Source organism: Lacrimispora amygdalina (genome assembly GCF_900205965.1).
Lineage (GTDB): Bacteria > Bacillota > Clostridia > Lachnospirales > Lachnospiraceae > Lacrimispora > Lacrimispora amygdalina_A.
In genome coordinates, this window is the sequence record NZ_OAOF01000003.1 from 307830 (window position 1) to 327496 (window position 19667).

Here is a 19667-nt window from a genome sequence, read left to right on the forward strand (position 1 = left end):
AGTATGCATGAATGATATCAGCCCTGAACTTAAGAAGCTGTATCAGAATTATAATGGTGACATCAAAAAGCTGTTACAGGACAATCCACGGCTTGATTACTTATATGCCTTATCAGATATAAGAGAGAATCTGCTGGACTGGTTTGAATTTAAACCGGAGGCCACTCTTTTGCAGGTGGGTTCCGACTACGGCGCACTTACAGGCTTATACAGCAGACGGGTAAAAGAGGTTACGGTTTTAGATCCCAATCAGAACAATCTGTCTTTTAACCGACTCCGCCATGAGAAACGGAACAATATCCGTTATGTAAATGGAGATATCCACTCATTTACCAGTGATCAGAGGTTTGATTATATCGTTTTTGCAGGTTCTCTTTGTGAACCATATAAAGCCGCTGCTGAGAAAGCCAGAGAACTTTTAAAGCCAGAAGGAATCATGATTGCCGCAATCGCTAACCGGCTGGGATTAAAATATCAGGCGGGTGCAAAGGCGGAGCAGTACTCTCTTTCCAGAACGGAGCTTAAGGAACTTTTATGCGGCAGCGGGGAAGATGAGGGAACTTTGAAGTTTTATTACCCTATGCCGGATTACCGCCTTCCCGTAACTCTTTATTCCGATGGATATCTGCCGGGAAAGGGTGATTTAACCCATGCTATTCTTGCCTATGATTATCCCAAATATTTACGGTTTGATCTGGGGAAGATGTTTGATGAAGTATGTGAAGGAAAACAGTTTGAGACATTTGCCAATTCATTTTTAACCATTTGGAGCCGTAATGAAGAAAATTAATTTTGTAAAATATAATAAAACAAGAAGAGAAGCTTTTCAGATACGTACCAGTCTGGTGGAAGAAGACGGACTGCCGTATGTGGAAAAGACTGCCCTGACGGCAGAGGGAGTTGCTCATATCCGTTCCTTTGAAGAGAAGTACCGGAATTTGAAGGAGCAGAATCAGAGGTTAAATGTGGCAGATGTGACCGTTACTCCTGATGGAACCACCGCAAGGTTTGAGTTCTTGAAAGGGGAGACCTACGCGGAGCTTCTGGGCAGGGAGATTCTGAATGGAAAAGTTCCGGAAGCCAGTCTGGAAGATGGGATTTCCATGATCCTGAAGGTTCATGATGATTATATGACACCTTTCCATGTTACTCCGGAATTCGAAGAGGTATTCGGCGAGCTGCCCGACAACGGAGAGCCGATTAAGAGGGACTGGGCATTTAAGCATTCCAACATTGACTGCCTGTTTGAGAATATCATGATGACAGAAAACGGACCTTATTGTCTGGACTATGAATGGGTATTCTCATTTCCTGTACCTGTAAACTTCATTAAATTCCGGGTCCTTTATTATTTTTATGAGCAGTATAAAAGCATCCTGGACTATGATTCTATGGAATCATTTATGCAAGAGCAGGGAGTGGACAGGGAGCTGATCGGGATCTATGAGGAGATGGAACGCCATTTTCAGGAATATGTCCACGGGGAAAACCAGCAGATCTATCTCTTAAACTATATGCATGAAACCTTTAACCTGCCAGAAAGCATGTTTGAGCTTTCCCGGATCATTGATGATACCAAAGACCGGATCGCACAGATGGAGGCAGAGCTAAAGGAAAAGGATTTAACCATAACAAAACAGCAGGAAGAAAAACGCTTAACGGATAATCACGTAGCCAACCAGGACATGATCATCGCCTCCCTCCGGAAGGACTGCGAAACCATGCAGGGGATCATCGAACAGTTAAGAAAGCATGAATCCTTTTTCTATAAGGTATGGCGCAGGCTGGGAAGAATCTTTAATGAGAAATTCCCGAAAGGCACGAAAAAGCGGAAGATCCTGTTTTACATGAAGGAAACCATTCTTCACCCCATCAGGTCCATTGCCCTCTATACAACGAAAGAGGGGAGAAATCTCATGGAAGGGGATATGAAAATCGGGGAAGATTACCGGATTCACGGAAAGCTTCGTTTCGTGAAGGAAGGGCATCCCATGGTTTCCATAGTCATTCCCGTTTACAACCAGATCCATTATACGTATGCCTGCCTGCTTTCCATACTGGAGCATACGAAGAATGTGGATTATGAAGTAATCATTGCCGATGACGTATCCACTGATGCCACAGCAGAACTTTCTAAGTTCACAGAGAATGTGGTAATCTGCCGCAATGAGACCAATCAGGGCTTTTTAAGAAACTGTAACCAGGCAGCAAAGTCGGCAAGAGGAAAATACATCATGTTTTTAAATAATGATACCCAGGTAACCGACGGATGGCTGGATAGTCTGGTGAATCTAATTGAATCAGATCCCTCCATCGGAATGGTGGGCTCCAAGCTGGTTTATCCCGACGGACGGCTTCAGGAAGCGGGCGGAATCCTCTGGAGCGACGGCTCAGGCTGGAATTACGGACGTCTTGATGATCCGGAGAAGCCTGAATACAATTATGTAAAAGATGTAGATTATATATCCGGTGCCGCAATCCTTCTTTCCAATGATTTATGGAAACGGATCGGCGGCTTCGATGAACGTTTTGCACCAGCTTATTGCGAAGACTCCGATCTCGCTTTTGAGGTGCGCAAAGCCGGTTACCGGGTCGTTTATCAGCCTCTCTCCAAGGTGATTCATTTTGAAGGTATCTCCAACGGAACTGATGTCAATGGCTCAGGTTTAAAACGCTATCAGGTTGAAAACAGCAAAAAGCTGAAAGAAAAATGGGCGGCGCAGTTTAGCCTGCAAAGTGAAAACAACGGCAATCCTGATCCGTTCCGTGCCAGAGAAAGAAGCCAGGGAAAAGATATCATCCTTGTGGTGGATCACTACGTTCCTACTTATGACCGGGATGCCGGTTCCAAAACAACATACCAGTATTTAAAGATGTTTATTGATAAAGGATATGTAGTCAAGTTCCTGGGAGACAACTTCCTTCATGAAGAACCGTATTCCACCGCTTTGCAGCAGATGGGAATCGAGATTCTTTACGGCAGGGAGTACCAGGCAGGTATCTGGGACTGGTTAAAGACACATGGAGGCGATATTAAGGCTGCTTATTTAAACCGGCCGCATATCGCCCAGAAATATATTGATTTTCTCCGGGATAATACCAGTATGAAGCTGATCTATTATGGACATGACCTTCATTTCCTGCGGGAAGGCAGGGAATATGAGCTTACAGGAGACCCGAAAAAGCGGGAAGCATCCGAATACTGGAGATCCATGGAGCTGCGTCTGATGAAAAAGGCGGCAGTATCCTACTATCCTTCCTATGTGGAGCGGGAAGCCATTCATGAGATTGAGCCTTCTGTACCGGTAAAAGCAATTGTAGCATACGTTTTTGATAAGTTTTTAAACCACATTCCAAGTGACTTTGAGAAGAGGGAAGGTCTGCTGTTTGTAGGCGGCTTTGCCCATCCACCCAATGCAGACGCTGTATTGTGGTTTGCCAGAGAGATATTCCCATTAATAAGAGAGCAGATACCGGTTAATTTCTACATTGTTGGCTCCAGGGTTACGGATGAGATCAAGGCTCTGGAACAGCCGGATAATGGAATTATCGTAAAAGGCTTTGTCACTGAAGAAGAACTGGCAAGCCTTTATGCCACCTGCCGGATTGTGGTAGTTCCGCTGCGCTACGGAGCAGGTGTGAAGGGCAAGGTAATAGAAGCGCTTTATTATGGCGCTCCTGTTGTAACGACCTCCATCGGAGCTGAGGGAATTCCAGAGGCAGAAAAAGTGATGGTGGTAAGAGATGAGCCGGAGACATTTGCCGGGGAAGTCATTGCACGTTACAATGATCCGGACAGCTTAAGACAGATGAGCCAGAACTCCCAGAATTACATCCGGACGTATCACAGCATTGATGCGGCATGGAGCGTTGTGGGAGAGGATTTTTAATATTGAAACAGCAGACTGATGATAATAAAAAAGGGAGGACTGAAAGATGCAGGCAGTATTGCTGGCAGGCGGGCTTGGCACCAGACTGCGTTCCGTGGTAAGTGACCGGCCAAAGCCTATGGCGCTGATAGAAGAAAAGCCTTTTATGGAATATGTAGTAAGACAGCTGATCCGTTACGGCGTGACAGAGATTATCTTTGCCGTAGGATACAAAGGCTCTATGGTGGAAGATTATTTTGGAGACGGCAGCAAATGGGGAATCCGGGTGTCTTATGCATATGAGGAAGAACTTTTAGGAACAGCCGGAGCGATAAAAAATGCAGGAAAACAAGTGACAGAGGATGCGTTTCTTGTTTTAAATGCAGATACCTACTATCAGATCGACTGCAGCAGCTTCACAGAACTGATGGAGGAAAAGAACTTAGATATGGCTCTTGTTCTCAGAAAAGTTTCTGATGTCTCCCGCTATGGACAGGCAGTTTTGGAGAACGGCCGATTAACAGCCTTTGATGAAAAGGTGGAAGAGGCCAGGGAAGGAACAATCAACGGTGGATTCTATTTTATAAAACGCGCTCTTTTAGATACCATACCGGAAGGAAAGGTGTCACTTGAGCATGATATGATTCCACTGTGGCTATCCCAGGGGAAAAAGCTGGGAGGCCTTGTAAACGACGGGTATTTCATTGATATCGGAATCCCGGAAGACTATTACCGTTTCATAAAAGATGTAAAGGAAGGACGGGTGAACATATGATAATCAGAGGACGGGCGCCTTTGCGCGTTAGTTTTGGCGGAGGCGGTACCGATGTAGCCCCCTTCTGCATTGAACAGGGAGGCGCCATCATCGGCAGCACCATCAACAAATATGCTTACTGTTCCATTGTTCCCAGGCAGGATGACCAGATCATCGTCCATTCCCTGGACTTTGATATGACGGTTAAGTATAATACAAAAGAAAACTATGTATACGACGGACGTCTGGATCTTGTCACTGCTGCGCTGAAGGCAATGGATATCAAGCAGGGCTGCGAGGTTTATTTACAGTGCGATGCCCCTCCAGGATCCGGTCTTGGTACCTCTTCCACTGTGATGGTAGCACTTTTAACAGCCATGGCCAGATGGAAGGGTGTGGAGCTTGACAGCTATGCCATGGCCGATCTTGCCTATCAGGTGGAGAGAGAGGATTTAAAGATCGACGGCGGTTATCAGGATCAGTATGCCGCAACCTTCGGAGGTTTTAACTTTATTGAATTCCACGGTCGCAATAACGTGGTAGTAAACCCGCTCCGGATCAAAAAGGAGATCATTCATGAACTGCAGTACAATCTGCTGCTTTGCTATACAGGTAATGTTCATGTTTCTGCCAATATCATCAAGGACCAGGTCTCAAATTACGAGAAAAAGGATCCCTTTGAAGCTATGTGCGAAGTGAAGGCACTGGCCTATGCCATGAAGGACGAGCTTTTGAAGGGCAATTTATACAGCTTTGGAAAGCTCTTAGACTATGGCTGGAAGAGCAAAAAAAGAATGAGCAGCAAGATTACAACCCCCCAGATCGATGAGCTTTATGAGGAAGCATTAAAAGCCGGTGCACTTGGAGGCAAGCTTCTTGGAGCCGGCGGCGGCGGATTCTTACTGGTTTACTGCCCCTATAATGTGCGCCATAAGGTGGCAGCAAGAATGGAAGCGGCAGGAGGCCAGCTGACAGACTGGAACTTTGAGTTAAGAGGTGCCCAAAGCTGGATTACCGATGAAAACCGCTGGGATTATGAGAATATCAAGGTATCCATACCAGACGGACAGTATCATTTTCAGCTGTAGGCAGGAGAACACATAAACATGGATAAAATTGTTTTTTTAGACCGGGATGGAACAATCAATCAGGAAGTAGAATATTTACACAAGCCTTCTGACTTGGTGATCCTTCCCGGTGTCCCAGCCGCTTTAAGACGTCTGAAGGAACAGGGCTTTCAGCTTGTGGTGGTTACCAATCAGGCAGGAGTTGCAAGAGGATATTACAGTGAGGCGGATGTCGTCCGGCTGCATGAATATATGAACCAGCTTCTTTCCCGGGACGGAGCAGAGATAGACCATTTTTTTTACTGTCCCCATCACCCGGTTCATGGAAAAGGTGCGTATAAACAATCCTGCCATTGCCGCAAACCGGATATTGGAATGTTTGAAATGGCAGAGAGCTGTTATCAGGTGGATAAGTCCCATTCCTATATGATCGGAGATAAGCTTCTGGATACGGAAGCAGGACATAGATATGGCGTAAGCTCTGTTCTCGTCGGCACCGGATATGGAAAGGAATTATATTCTGGTCTGACAGAAGAGGAAAAGCAGAAGGCCTTTGATGCTTATGCGGACGACTTAAACGCAGCAGCAGAATGGATCTTAAAAAGAGAAGGAGTGTGAGCTTAATGGAACCCATGAAGTATTTAGAAGAGCTTCTTGTCCGTTATCCGGTATTAACCAGTGTAAAAGCTGAGATAAAGGAAGCTTATGAGATTCTTGAGAACTGTTATGAAAATGGAGGAAAGCTTTTAATTGCCGGTAACGGAGGAAGCTGTGCGGATGCAGAACACATCGTCGGAGAACTGATGAAGGGCTTTGTAAAACGCAGAGCTGTTTCCGAAGAATTTGCACAAAAGCTTTTAGAGGCAGACCCGGTCCGCGGAAAAGAACTGGCGGATAAACTTCAGGGAGGGCTCCCGGCCATCGCTTTAACCGGGCATCCCGGACTTTCCACTGCGTTTTTAAATGATGTGGACGGAAGCTTTATCTATGCACAGCAGACATACGGATATGGGAAAAAAGGAGATGTTCTTCTTGGCATTTCCACTTCCGGAAATTCACAGAATATTATGTATGCCATGGCTGCAGCCAGGGCGATGGGCATGAAAACTATCGGTCTTACCGGAAGAGACGGAGGACAGCTGAAAGAGACAGCAGATACGGTCATCGTTGTGCCGGAGAATGAAACCTTTAAGATTCAGGAGCTTCACCTGCCGGTCTACCATGCACTGTGTCTGATGTTAGAGGAACGGTTTTTTTAATGTTACGAGAACAGGAGGAAAAAATGGAAGAGAGACAATGGATGGGTAAGGAAGCGTTATGGAAAAACGAAGTCATTGCGGCTCTGCTTTTGATTTCCTTTGCTTTTTTCATAAACAGGGGAATAAAAATAAACGGACTTTACATGGATGATCTTTATCTCTGGTCCTGTTACGGCGAACAGACCTTTCGTCAGTTTGTATTCCCTCTGGGAAGCACCCGGTTCCGTTTCGTTTATTACCTGGCGGCATGGCTTGAGATGATGGCTCTTGGAAGCCATACCGAATGGTTTGTGCCCTTTAATATACTGTTAAACAGCTGTATTGCATTCACCATCTACCGGTTCGGGAAACGGCTTTCCCATCGTTGGCTTGTGGGAATTGGCTGCGGAATTCTCTATCTGCTTTCCAGAATGTCCTACTATCAGATCAGTCAGGTGTATGGACTTATGGAAAGCATGGCCCTTTGGATGGCAATCGGAATCCTTTACTTTCTGTACCGCTATCTGTCTGAAAAGGACAAGACGGACCGTTATATCCAGGCAGCAGCAGGTCTTTACTTTTCCGTGTGCTTTGTCCATGAGCGTTATATGGTACTCCTTCCCTTGTTTTTCTTTGCATTCTGGATTAAAAAAGAGAAACGGCCTTTGTGCTGGCTTGGAATAACCGGAGCTTTTCTGGCAGTTCAGGCTATCCGTTTTTTTACCATTGGAAGCATTTCACCTGCGGGAACAGGAGGGACTGATGTAGCGGATACATTTAATATAACCCAAAGCTTCCATTTTGCACTAAGCCAGGTTCTTTATATATTTGGAATCAACACAGGACCGGATTATTTAAGCGGATTAAGCTGGAGTCAGTCACCCTCCTGGGTAAGGGTTCTTGTTATGCTCGCTAATTTTTCTCTTCTGATTATGACGGTTGGTTTCTTACTGGTTCTGTTCCAGGACAGAAAAAAATTAAAAAAACGGCTTCCTGTAATTGGCCTTTTTCTTATTTTTATCGCCCTGTGTATCGGCTCCTCAAGTGTGACAATCCGGGTGGAGACCAGATGGATCTATGTATCCATGACTGCCGCATGGCTGTTTGCCGCGTATTTATGCGGGGAAATGGTACCTCCGGGAGAAGGTCAGACATTATCCGGGAGACCACTGATATTCTGCGGACTGTTTCTGCTTTACGGACTTCTCATGTTCCCGGTGGAAAGCTTCTACCGTGGAAAGTATGAGAATCTTTACTACTGGTCCTCCCAGCTTCGCTATAACTCCCTTGCGGAGGAGACCTATGTAAAGTATGGAAATGACATATTCGGGAAAAAGATCTATATTATCGGCAATACCTACAAAATGAGTGATTTTACAGCCAGGACCTTTTTTAAGACCTTTGACCGTAAACGTCTGGCTGAGGGAACAGAAGTAACGTTTATTAATTCCATCAGAGATATCGGGCTGGTAACGCCCAATATGCTGATCCTTCGGGAGGATCCTGAACATAATGCATTTCAGGATGTGACTTCATTTGTCAAGGATTTAAAATTCCAGCGGGTCTATGGCAGTTATGAAGACGGCTGGCTGGACGAAGATGCGAAGATCAGAATCATGGCTGGCAAAGAGGGAAAGATCAAGATGAAATTCTACTATCCCGGTGAAATAACAGGACTGGAGCACATTACTGTGATGGTGGAAGGACAGGAAAAAACAGTTGTAACCATTAATTCCAGCACAGCAGCTGCAGAAATTGATGTTCCCCCATATAAAGTATCGGAACTGACGTTTAACAGTAACTTTTATTACAAGGCGGCATCAGAGCAGCGAAGCGAAAAGCACCTGGCTGTGGTCGCTGAAATTACAGCAGATTAAGTGACAGAGGTGAGAGGATGAAACAAAAATACGTTTATTATACAGTCCCGGTTCTGGGAACCATATTCTGCCTCTGGTACATCTTTGCGGCAACCTGCGATGGGATTTACTCAGACTATATTCGCCTGGTAAACAGCTATCTTCCGGATGTTTTTAATCCGAAGCTGTTTTTTGTGCCGGATATTCTCACAAGAATCCCCATAAATTATCTGGCAAGAATTATCAATGTCACCTTCTTTGATTATAATATAATGTTTGACCGTATTCTGGGTGTGCTGGCCCTGGGCCTTTCCGGTGCTTTCATAACTGCCTATTGCGTCCGTAAAAAGCTTTCCTATGGCTGGCTTCTGGTTGTGATGGCAGTCTTGTTCAGCCTGAATAAATGGGAGATGTTAAACAATGGAAGCGGATTTGCCCATTTTTTGTCGTTTGCGCTTTTCTACTGGCATTATGAGGGAATGGACCGGGTATGGAGCGGCAGTGACCGTTATTATGACCGTATTCTTCTGATCGTTCTTCCGTTTCCAATCACTCTTCTGGTGGCAGGACCGTATTGCGCCATTTATACCGTGACAGTGCTTCTTTCCTGTCTGATGATGTATCTGCTTAAAAGACGGAGACTGGGACTGCAGCCGCTTGTTTATGGAGGTGCAGCCCTTGTTCCGTTTCTTTTATATTTATGGAGCAATGCATATGCGGTGGAAGACCATGCAGCACCCGCGACCGTTCCGTTGCTTACACAGCTTATGGATACTCCCGGATTCTTTATCCGGTTTTTTGTAAAATCCTTTTCATCTATGGTCATTGAAGGGGAGAGGGCAGAACAGATTTTTCGTACCAATGGCCCTTTTCTGTTCCTGGGACTCCTTGTAATTGCATTCTATCTGCTGGCACTGTGGTACAACTGGTATTACCGCCTTTATGAGGAAACCATTCTACCGTTTCTCTTAATCATATCCGGAGGCTGCAATCATCTGCTGATTGTATTATCCAGATGGATCTTTCTTAATGAAAATTACGGACTGAGTTCCAGGTATGCACTGCAGTTTCAGACCGGCATACTGGGGATCCTCCTTACGTTTGCGTTACTTTTCAGAAAGAGAAAATACCGGATCGGTACAGGAGTGAAACTGGCGGCTGGAATCGCCTGTCTTGTATTTGTATTAGGAAATTGTTATACCACTTATACGGAGATCAAAAAAGCACCTCACAGGCTGGAACTTTATGAAAAGAGGGCGAAACTATCCTTAAAGTTTGAGCAGCTGACAGACGATGAACTCCGGGAAAACTTCGAGTATCGTCCCAACAGATCAGACAGTGGTCAGAAAGTAAGAAGTGCACTGACTATATTAAAAGAAAATGGTTACAGTGTATTTCGAGAGGATAACCAGTAACGAAGGAGTAGATTTATGAAAAAGACATTATCGGTCGTTGTTTCATGCTATAATGAAGAACTGGCGCTTAATCAATTCTATGAGGAAACGGCCACTATTTTGAAAAAACTAAGCTGGGACTATGAGCTTATCTTTGTAAATGACGGCAGTCAGGATCAGACGCTTTCTGTACTTACCCGTCTTTCCGAGTTAGATGAGAAGGTAAAGATGATCAGCTTTTCCCGGAATTTTGGCCATGAAGCAGCCATGATAGCCGGCCTGGATTACAGTCAGGGCGATGGAATTGTGTGCATGGATGCAGATTTACAGCACCCGCCGGAATATCTTCCTGAGATAGTAAAAAAGCTGGAAGAGGGCTGTGATGTAATCAACATGGTCCGTACCAGGAATGAATCCGCCGGCTGGTTTAAAAACTTTGCCTCTGCTGCCTTTTACCGTCTGATCAATGTACTCTCTGATGTAAAATTCGAGCCCAATGCCTCCGATTTCTTTGCTGTATCTGGAAAAGCGGCAAAGGTTCTGAAGGATAATTACAGAGAAAAGGTCCGCTTCCTGAGGGGATATGTGCAAAACATCGGATTTTCCAGAACAACGATTGAATATGAGGCCAGGACCCGGGTTGCAGGAGAAAGCAAATACAGTATAAAGAAATTAATTGCATTTTCCGTAAACACCATCATGTGTTTTTCCAACCTGCCTTTAAAGCTGGGGATTTATGCCGGCTGCGGAGCCGGAGTACTTGGAATTATTATGATGATCTATACCATATGGAGCTGGGCGAGAGTGGGAACACCAAGCGGGTATGCTACAATTATCGTACTGTTGTGCTTCATGTTTGCAGTTCTGTTTCTGATTGTCGGAATTATTGGAAATTATATAGCGATCCTGTTTGCAGAATTAAAAGACAGGCCGATTTATATTGTGGAAGAGACGAAAAACATTCATTGATTCCTTTCTTTTGAAATGTTATAATAAATATAGGATATTTTGTATTCCCTGGAGAGGGAAAGGAAACAAATGATAAAGTATAAACCGTATGATGAACTTGAGCTTACGGACGATTTTATGTTTTCTTATGTGATGCGCAATGATAAGGAGTTGTGCAGACAGTTATTAGAAAGCATACTGAATTTCCCCATTGAAAGAATTGATTATATCAGTTCACAGGAGACCATTGATACTTATGCTTCTGCTAAGGGAGTCAGACTTGATATATTTGCTAAAAACGACAGCAGGATCTTTGATGTGGAGCTTCAGACTTCCAATAAAAGAGATATCCCGCAAAGGAGCAGATACTACCAAAGTCAGATGGATACTGCCATTCTTCAGAAAGGTCAGACGTATAAAGAACTTGGAAACAGCTACATTATATTTCTCTGCACCTTCGATCCGTTTGGATATGGACAGTATATTTATAGCTTCCAGAACAGCTGCACTATGCTGCCGGAGCTTACATTGAATGATGGGGCCTATAAAGTGTTTGTAAATGCATATGGAACTTGTGGAGCAATTGGAGAAGAGTTAAAGGAATTCCTTCATTTTTTAAAATCTCCCGGTGAATTTCATACAGGAGCAAATGGTGAACTTGTAAATAAGGCAATCATTGGAGTGAAGGAAGGACGCAGGAATGAAGAATGGAGGTTGATTTATATGACGCTTATGACTAAATATGATGAACTTCTGGCAGAAGGCATGGAGCGTGGATTAGCCGAAGGGCGTCGAGAAGGTTTACGATTGGGTAGACAGGAAGGCAGACAGGAAGGCAGACAGGAAGGCAGACAGGAAGGCAGACAGGAAGGCAGACAGGAAGGAATGGCAGAAGGCGAGATCCGATTTGCACGTCTTACTGAAATTCTATTGTCAGAAGGTAAATTAAATGATTTAAAAAGGTCTGTCTCAGATAGACATTTTCGTCAACAGTTGTATATAAAATATAAAATATAGGAGTAAAGATAATAAAATAACAGGAAAAGGTCTGGGAGTTGTTGATTCCCAGACCTTTTCTAATGGATTATTTATGCATTCCTATACCCGGTCCGATCTCTCTTCCCGGAGCGGTTTCGCTTGCAGTTCCTGAATTACCGGTATCTGTACTTTCTGTTTGTGCAGGAGTGCTTTGTCCTGTGGCGTCAGGTGTTGTGGCAGGCTGAGTTTCTCCAGCAGTCTCCTGAGGTACCTCTACAGGAGTGAGTGAGCAGACACCGCTGCCATCTGCCGTATAGGAGACACCGTCTATTGTAAAGGTTTCCGATGCCTTCATCTTGCCATCAGAAGGATTTAGATAATACTGCTTGCCATCTACCGTAATCATGCCTGAAGACATGGCTCCGCTTTCTCCGAAGTAATACCAGCTGCCGTCTACCTGTCTCCAGCCGACGGTCATCTTGCCTGATGAATTGCTTAAATAATACTTCGCACCCTTATCATCCAGCCAGCCGGACTGCATCTTACCATCGCCAGCCAGGTAATACCAGTTTCCGTCAGGATTTACCCAGCCGGTGTTCATATTACCATTGGGATTGAAGTAATACCAGCTGTTGTCCAGCTGCTTCCAGCCAGTCGCTGCGCTTCCGTCTTCTGTCATGTAATATTTAGTCATTCCATCAGTATGCCAGCCGGTTGCCATTGATCCGTCATTATTTAAATAATAACGCTTGTTGTTTAAATCAATCCAGCCGGTTGCCATTACGCCGCTGTCCTGTAAGTAATAGCGTTTTCCGCTATAATCCAGCCATCCGGTCATCATATGTCCGTTGGTTTCATCCATGTAATAATGCTGGTCATTTAAATCCACCCAGCCAGTCGCCATGGTACCATCCGAATTTAAATAATACTTCGCGCCGTTATCTATCAGCCATCCGGTATTCATGGAGCCGCCTGCATTAAAGAAATACCATTTATCAGAAAGCTCCTTCCAGCCTGTAAACATCCGTCCGTTGGTCTCGTCCAGGTAGTAACGCTGTCCGTCCTTGTCAAACCAGCCGGTAGAAGGCTGACCTTCATTGTTCATATAGAACCAGCCTGTTCCGTCGTTGATCCAGGTATCCTTCTGCATGGAGTAGTTCTGATAATAATAGGTCTTGCCGCCGATTGTTCTCCATAAGCTTCCCGGCAGCTTTGGTGTCAGATCCTGATACAGAAAATCAATATCTACATTCCCGTTGATTCCCTGAATCTGTCCGGTGCTTGTGACCTGCCACATAACCGGGTTCTGGAATGTATGCTTAGCCTCATAACGGGCAACCCATATATCATAATTCATCTGGGATAAATCAATCTTATTGGCCAGCCAGTAATCATTGGCGTAGACAAGCGGATGGTAACCGGCTTCTTTGATGCGGTCACAGAACGCGTTGATCACCTGGCTTACCTGATAAGGGGGGAGCGTTCCCAGAGTGGAACTATCCTCCGCGTCAAAGGCGATTGGAAAAGAGATGGGATAGTCCTTAACAAGATCCAGTACAAAATCCGCCTCTGCCCTGGCCATATCGGGAGTGGTAGCAAGAGAATAGATATAGGCGCCTACCTTCAGTCCTGCAGCTGAGGCACCCTGTACATTTGTATGAAAATTTGGATCAATCATCCCTTTGGAGCGGGTTCCGAGCATAACGAAACTGACGTCATTGGCAGCAACAGCTGTCCAGTCCACAACCCCCTGCCATCGGGAGACGTCAATGCCTCTGGAAATGGCATCATTAATGATAGTGCCATCTTTTAACTGATAGTAGCCATTAACCCGTTCATAAAGCGCAGCCTGCGTATTCATGGCAGGCCAGAAGCCCATTCCAATCAGGGCACTGAGTGCAGCAGCGGTAAAACGCATACCGATTTTTGTGAATCTCAAAGTAATATCCTCCTTTATATCTGAAGTATTTTAAAAATTATCTATGTACAAAAAAGACGAAAAATAAGTGCAGGCATCTGCCAAACGTGCAGATACCCACACAGAATTAATCGGTCAGTGATCAGCCAGGTCCGCTGGTCAATCCAGGTGCTAACTGATAGGTATTGCTGCCGGAAGGATTGGAGGTTCCCCCTGGCGTATCATTGGACTGACTGGTGGGTGGGCTGCTTAAATTGTCTGCTCCTGCAGAGGAACCGCCCGGTCCTTGAGAATTGGTGGAAGATCCGCTTCCAGGTGCAGAGCTGTTGCTTTGAGTACCACCCGGTGCATTGCTATTACTGCCCGTTGTTCCCCCGGGAGTACCGGAAGAGCCATTCTGATACGCTCCGTTGGAACCGAAGGTATAGCTCTTACCATCTATGGTGAGGGTGGTATTAGCTGCCATCTTGCCGGTAGACGGATCCAGGTAGTAATAAACACCTGAGAGCTGAATCCAGCCTGTAGTCATATGTCCTGAATCACTGAAATAATAGTAGGCTCCGTCGATCTGTTTCCAGCCATGAGCCATCTTTCCATTGCTGGTATCCATATAGTACTTATTGGTGCCGTCACTGAGCCAGCCGGTCATCATCTTTCCTAAAACAGATTTAGAATCAGCATTCAGATAATAATAGGCATTGTCAATCTGCTTCCATCCGGTTACCATCTTACCGTCAGTTCCGAAATAGAACCAGTCATTGCCAACCTGTCCCCATCCGATGGTGCAGGTGCCGTCTTCTTTAAAATAGAACCAGCCGTTGTCCATCTCTCTCCAGCCGGTAGCCATGGAGCCGTCACCCTTCATGTAGTAGTAATTGCTGCCAATCTTTAACCAGCCTTTTACAAGAACTCCCGTATCGTCCATGAGATAGTAATATTTTCCGCCATCCTTGATCCACTTGGTAGCCATGGAACCATTGGAATGGAAATAATACCAGTTACCATTGATCTGCTTCCAGCCGGTAGCCATAATACCGGTAGTTAAATCCAGGTAATAATAGGTACCGTCAGATGTTTTCACCCAGCCCTTATGAACAGATCCATCGCCATCTATATATTTCCACTGGGAACCTTCCTGTACCCAGCCGTTAGCGGCCCAGGCTGTATTAGCCGGTATCAGAGCTGCGGTCCCTACAAGTCCTGCAAGCAGCATAACCGCCATTTTCTTTCCGTATCGCATACCGTTTCTATTCCTCCTGTTCTTGCCATATCTTTATCACACATAGGGACATTATATCATAGTGCTGTTCATAATACCTAAACATTTTATTACGATTTGCAGACAAATTTCCAAAAATGTCAAAAATTTGGAAGTTCGATGCATTTTTTATAATAGGTTTTGGCGTACCGGTACATGATTATGGTATATTCACCAAATTCCTCCCCCAGAAAGGCTTTATAGATTGCCCAAAGGCTCCATAAGAAGCCTCCCAGGGCCATGTAAGCATAAACCGTATACCGTTCCTCGGTGTCAGGAGTCCGTCCCAGATACCGTTCAATGAGCCGGTCTGTCTCCTCTTCGCTATAATAGGAATAGATTGCACACATGGAAATATCAACAAGAGGATCGCACATTCCGGCATATTCCCAGTCAATCAGACGGACGCTGCCGTCAGCAAGAATTAAAAAGTTGTCCACAACTGTGTCTAAATGGGAAAGAACTTTCTGATGTCCCAGGCTGTCTAATCTCTTTAACAGCTCAGACATATGACTGCGGACTTCCGGATAATCCTCAAAAGGAATGGTGCCATGTTGTTTGCAGAGGTTTTCGTAAAACTCAATTCGTTCCTGAAAATCGAAGCTGTGGGAAACTTTAATCCCTGATTTATGAAATTCCCGTACAAGATCCATACAGCGTCCAATTTCCTCAAAACTGTCCGGGTTGGCGTTGTGGGCACCTTCATAAAACTCCGCAATCTTATAACCTGTTTTTCCGTCAAAATAAATCACCTTTTCTGTAATATCATAGGAAGAGAGTGCATCGTAGACCGTTTTTTCCTGCTGTCTGTTAATCAGCAGCTCTGTGCCTGGACCTGGAATCCGGCAGATATAGTGCCGTCCTTTGATTTTAAATAAAAAGGATTTATTGGTCATACCCGCTTTTAAGCAGCGGATTTCCGTGATTTCCGATTCCTTAACAGAGAAAACTTTAGATATCAGTTCAAGCGCTTCGTTGTCAGAACGGTGCTGATACTTGATATCAAAAAGCCTCAGTTCCTCCAGGTTCTCAAATTCATAAACCTCATCAGCCGGTCTCCGGTTAATATATATTTCAATCTCACGCCCGGCTTCAGGAAGATCGGGAAGACGTTTTCCTGCCTCTCCGGAGAGCATTTCTATTAAGACATTTTCCCAATAGAACTGCTCAGTTCCAGGAAGCTGATAATAGGCTTCCAAAACCGGCAGAAACTGCTCTGAGAATGATTTTGAAAAATATACAGGTCCGTACATAACCCATTTGTCCTGACCGCCGACCGTTGCATTTAAAATGCGTCCCTTCTTATTAAAGTCAAAGCACCATTCAGAAGTTTCCCCTTCCATATAAGAGGAAGAGTACCAGGCGCCCCCTTCGTAGGCGTGATACATGTTGTGGCGCATCCAGTTATCAGAGGAAAGAAGATACATGTTTCTATTTTTAAATAAATCCATGGCGTGATAGATGGTAGCCAGGGTATTCTTTTTAGAATATTCCGGATTATAAAGAAGTTTAACCTGATATTTATCGATAAGGTATTCGAATTTCTCCTTCAGATAGCCAACTGCAATTGTGATATCAAAGATTCCAGCCTCGTGCAGCTGTCTGATCTGGCGTTCTATCATACGCTCGCCAAACACTTCTAAAAGTCCTTTGGGTGTCTCAAAGGTTAGCGGAACGAAGCGGGATCCGAAGCCGGCGGCAATAATTACGGCACCATCCACCTTGTGATTGTTTAGAAGAGCCTGTCCTGCAGGAAGCAGTTCATAGGATTCATTTTCTTTACCAGGTGCAATTAAATTCTTTTCTATGCAGTCCTTTACCAGACTGTTTGCTGTACCAAGGGAAACCATAAGCTCCTGTGAGATCTCTCTTTGAGTGACTGCCGGGTTCTCCAGAACAAGGCGGCAGATAATAACGTTACGATTCATAGATGTATAACCTCCATATAAGATATTAAGTTTAATCGAATGTTCAAAAATATAATAGCATGTATTCAATATGAACATTATACCATTGAACTGGTAAAAATCAAGATAGCATTCACCGCGTAAAAGAAGCAGAAATTGAGGGTGAAACAGTGATTTTAATAGAAAAAAACGGCTTATGTATTTTAAAAAAACAATTTATCCTAAAAAAAACCATTTCGTAATATTTATGTAAGAAAATGAACAGATAAATGTTATAGCATTTTTACAAAAAATGTATTATACTGTTCCATGTGATGGAGGAATTGATAGCTTCTTCCGGAATTGTTAATATTTTTTTGAATATGCAAATTATGCAAAAAAAGTAAAAAAAGTATTGATAATTTCCATTATAGGAAGTATAATTACCTCGTAATGCTATTAGGAATTTCAGAAAGTATTTCAAAAAGAAAAAAGGAGAGTGCATTAATTATGAGAAAGCAGACTAAATTAGTTGCTGTTTTATCTACAGCAGCACTGCTGGCATTAGGCGCTTCCATGTCCTCTTTCGCAGCTACTGGCTGGCAGGAAGAAAACGGTACATGGGTGTACTATGACAAGAGCGGAGACTTAGAGACAGAGAAGTGGGAAAAATCTGGTGACAACTGGTTCTACTTAAATGAAGATGGCGAGATGGCTACCGATGTTGTTGTTGAATACAATGACAACTACTACTATGTAGATGATAATGGTTCCATGGTAACCAACAAATGGGTTTCCATCGAGAATGAAGATTATGATGGAGATAACGAAGATGAGCCAGCTAATTATTGGTATTACTTCGGATCCAATGGTAAAGCATATAAGAGCTCAACTAACAGCTCAAGCGCATCTTTCAAAACTGTTAACGGAAAGAAATATATTTTCGATGACGAAGGTAAGATGCTGTATGGTTGGGTAAACAAAGACGGCGAGAGAGTTACAGGCGATGCTGCTTGGAAAACTGAAGAAGGCGGCTTATATTACTTAGGCGACGAGAACGATGGTGCACAGTCTATCGGCTGGAGATTACTTGATATCGTTGATGAGGATTATGAGGAATCTGGCTCAAAGGCTGGCTATTCTAGCAATAATATTTTTGATGATGAGAATCAGAGCCGTTGGTTCTATTTCCAGAATAACGGTAAGAAGATCTCTGACAAAGACGGAAAAGGAATTAATGGCAAGAAATACAGCTTTGATTATGATGGCCGTATGAATGCTGAATGGGTAATTTTTGATGCATCACCTTCTACATCTACACAGGGTAATGCAACTTACTCATCAAGCTTCAAGTATTTCAATTCTGTAGAAGATGGCGCTAGAGTTACCAAAGGATGGTTCAAAGTTGTACCTGATGAGAATTTACAGAAGGATAAATATGACGATGATTCTTCTTATTGGTACTATGCAGATGGCGATGGCGATATCGTAACATCTGAGATCAAGACTATCAATGGTAAGAAGTATTTATTTGATAACTACGGCAGAATGAAAGATGGTCTGTTAGTTGTTGAAACTGATGGAAAGAAAGTTGAAACAATCTTAGATGATGACGGTGCTCTTCCATACGATACAGAGGATCATTTCAAAGAGTCAATTAATGGTATTATTGCAGGCAAATATCGTGTATATTACTTTGGCGATGGAAATGACGGAGCTATGAAGACTTCTAAGCAGACAGTTGACATTGATGGAGATTCCTGTGATTTCTTATTCAATAAATCTGGAAGCTATAAGGGAGCTGGTAAGACTGGCGAAGACAACAACAAGTACTATGGTGCCGGTATGTTGTTAAAGGCTGATAAGGACGATAAATATGCTGTTGTTAAGATCGATAAAAGAAAAGAAAATACTGAGTATACTCTGTTAACAACAGACCAGTTCCTTGCTGATGCTGAAAACGAAGGAATTCGTAGCGTTGATAGCACAAAGTTAGTAAAAGATTATACAGAATATTACAACATCGCTCCTTTAGCTGATGTAGAGTATAAGCTGGTTAATACTACTGGTTCTGTTCAGAAAAACAAGAACAAAGCTAAAGATGGTAATGACACATGCTATTCTGTAAAGAATGAAGTAATCAAGACTGTTTTTGTAGAAAACTAATATTTAGTTAACAAAAGGTGGGATTCGTGAGAGTCCCACCTTTTTGTGTGTTGAGTATGCTTAAAATCATCTATCTGCTCTTTGATGGTGTGATGAATCTGTGTTAAGGAATATCCTAGAGATACTGATGACCATCTTCATGATTTGCATGGGATAATTTGTCCGGGGATATGACTAGTAAGATTACAGGCGAAATTTCACCAAAAATAAAGCAATGATATTATGCTGTTCGTTGATATGCCAATAAATTTCCATGTTCAATATAGAATATTTTATAGATTATCTCAATATTAGGTACAAAATAGATATAATGGGAAAAAATTAAAATTTTGTCA

General features: G+C 43.6%; 14 protein-coding genes. 11 read left to right on the forward strand and 3 right to left on the reverse strand.

The genetic code is table 11. From position 1 onward, the window contains the following. The first annotated feature begins 7 nt into the window (after positions 1-7). From CRO04_RS06300 to CRO04_RS06345, 10 genes are all read left to right on the forward strand, one after another. Entirely contained in the window at positions 8-790 is a 783-nt protein-coding gene (locus CRO04_RS06300; RefSeq protein ID WP_097003379.1) for a class I SAM-dependent methyltransferase, read from the forward strand. Beyond that, positions 777-3890, forward strand: coding sequence for a glycosyltransferase (locus CRO04_RS06305; RefSeq protein ID WP_097003380.1), 3114 nt, complete (start codon positions 777-779; stop codon positions 3888-3890). Before CRO04_RS06300 ends, CRO04_RS06305 begins: the two co-directional genes overlap by 14 nt. Positions 3891-3936: 46 nt before the next feature. Beyond that, a complete protein-coding gene (locus CRO04_RS06310) occupies positions 3937-4644 on the forward strand; it encodes a nucleotidyltransferase family protein (protein WP_097003381.1) in 708 nt (235 codons plus the stop codon). Continuing rightward, a complete protein-coding gene (locus tag CRO04_RS06315; RefSeq protein WP_097003382.1) occupies positions 4641-5711 on the forward strand; it encodes a GHMP kinase in 1071 nt (356 codons plus the stop codon). Before CRO04_RS06310 ends, CRO04_RS06315 begins: the two co-directional genes overlap by 4 nt. Positions 5712-5729: 18 nt before the next feature. Next, entirely contained in the window at positions 5730-6308 is a 579-nt protein-coding gene (gmhB, locus tag CRO04_RS06320; protein ID WP_097003383.1) for a D-glycero-beta-D-manno-heptose 1,7-bisphosphate 7-phosphatase, read from the forward strand. 5 nt (positions 6309-6313) lie between these two features. Then, positions 6314-6949, forward strand: a complete 636-nt coding sequence (locus CRO04_RS06325; protein WP_097003384.1) for a D-sedoheptulose-7-phosphate isomerase — start codon at positions 6314-6316, stop codon at positions 6947-6949. Between the two features lie 23 nt (positions 6950-6972). Then, positions 6973-8805: a hypothetical protein gene (locus CRO04_RS06330; protein WP_097003385.1), complete on the forward strand. Its 1833-nt coding sequence runs from the start codon at positions 6973-6975 to the stop codon at positions 8803-8805. Between the two features lie 17 nt (positions 8806-8822). Next, entirely contained in the window at positions 8823-10199 is a 1377-nt protein-coding gene (locus CRO04_RS06335; protein ID WP_097003386.1) for a hypothetical protein, read from the forward strand. Positions 10200-10214: 15 nt separating this feature from the next. Continuing rightward, positions 10215-11147 (forward strand): glycosyltransferase family 2 protein, encoded by a 933-nt coding sequence (locus tag CRO04_RS06340; protein WP_097003387.1) that lies wholly within the window; start codon positions 10215-10217, stop codon positions 11145-11147. A 69-nt stretch (positions 11148-11216) separates the two neighbouring features. Next, the gene (locus CRO04_RS06345) at positions 11217-12143 is read left to right on the forward strand and encodes an Rpn family recombination-promoting nuclease/putative transposase (RefSeq protein ID WP_097003388.1); all 927 of its coding nucleotides are present in this window, start codon (positions 11217-11219) and stop codon (positions 12141-12143) included. A gap of 67 nt (positions 12144-12210) precedes the next feature. Here CRO04_RS06345 and CRO04_RS06350 read toward each other — a convergent pair whose 3' ends face one another. From CRO04_RS06350 to CRO04_RS06360, 3 genes are all read right to left on the reverse strand, one after another. After that, complete coding sequence (locus tag CRO04_RS06350; RefSeq protein ID WP_097003389.1) at positions 12211-14043, reverse strand: GH25 family lysozyme; 1833 nt, start codon at positions 14041-14043, stop codon at positions 12211-12213. 121 nt (positions 14044-14164) lie between these two features. Continuing rightward, positions 14165-15262, reverse strand: coding sequence for a cell wall-binding protein (locus tag CRO04_RS06355; protein WP_097003390.1), 1098 nt, complete (start codon positions 15260-15262; stop codon positions 14165-14167). Between the two features lie 119 nt (positions 15263-15381). Continuing rightward, positions 15382-17208: a phosphotransferase gene (locus CRO04_RS06360; RefSeq protein ID WP_097003391.1), complete on the reverse strand. Its 1827-nt coding sequence runs from the start codon at positions 17206-17208 to the stop codon at positions 15382-15384. A 468-nt stretch (positions 17209-17676) separates the two neighbouring features. Here CRO04_RS06360 and CRO04_RS06365 point away from each other — a divergent pair, with 468 nt between their 5' ends. Beyond that, positions 17677-19332 (forward strand): cell wall-binding protein, encoded by a 1656-nt coding sequence (locus CRO04_RS06365; protein ID WP_097003489.1) that lies wholly within the window; start codon positions 17677-17679, stop codon positions 19330-19332. Positions 19333-19667 lie beyond the last annotated feature (335 nt).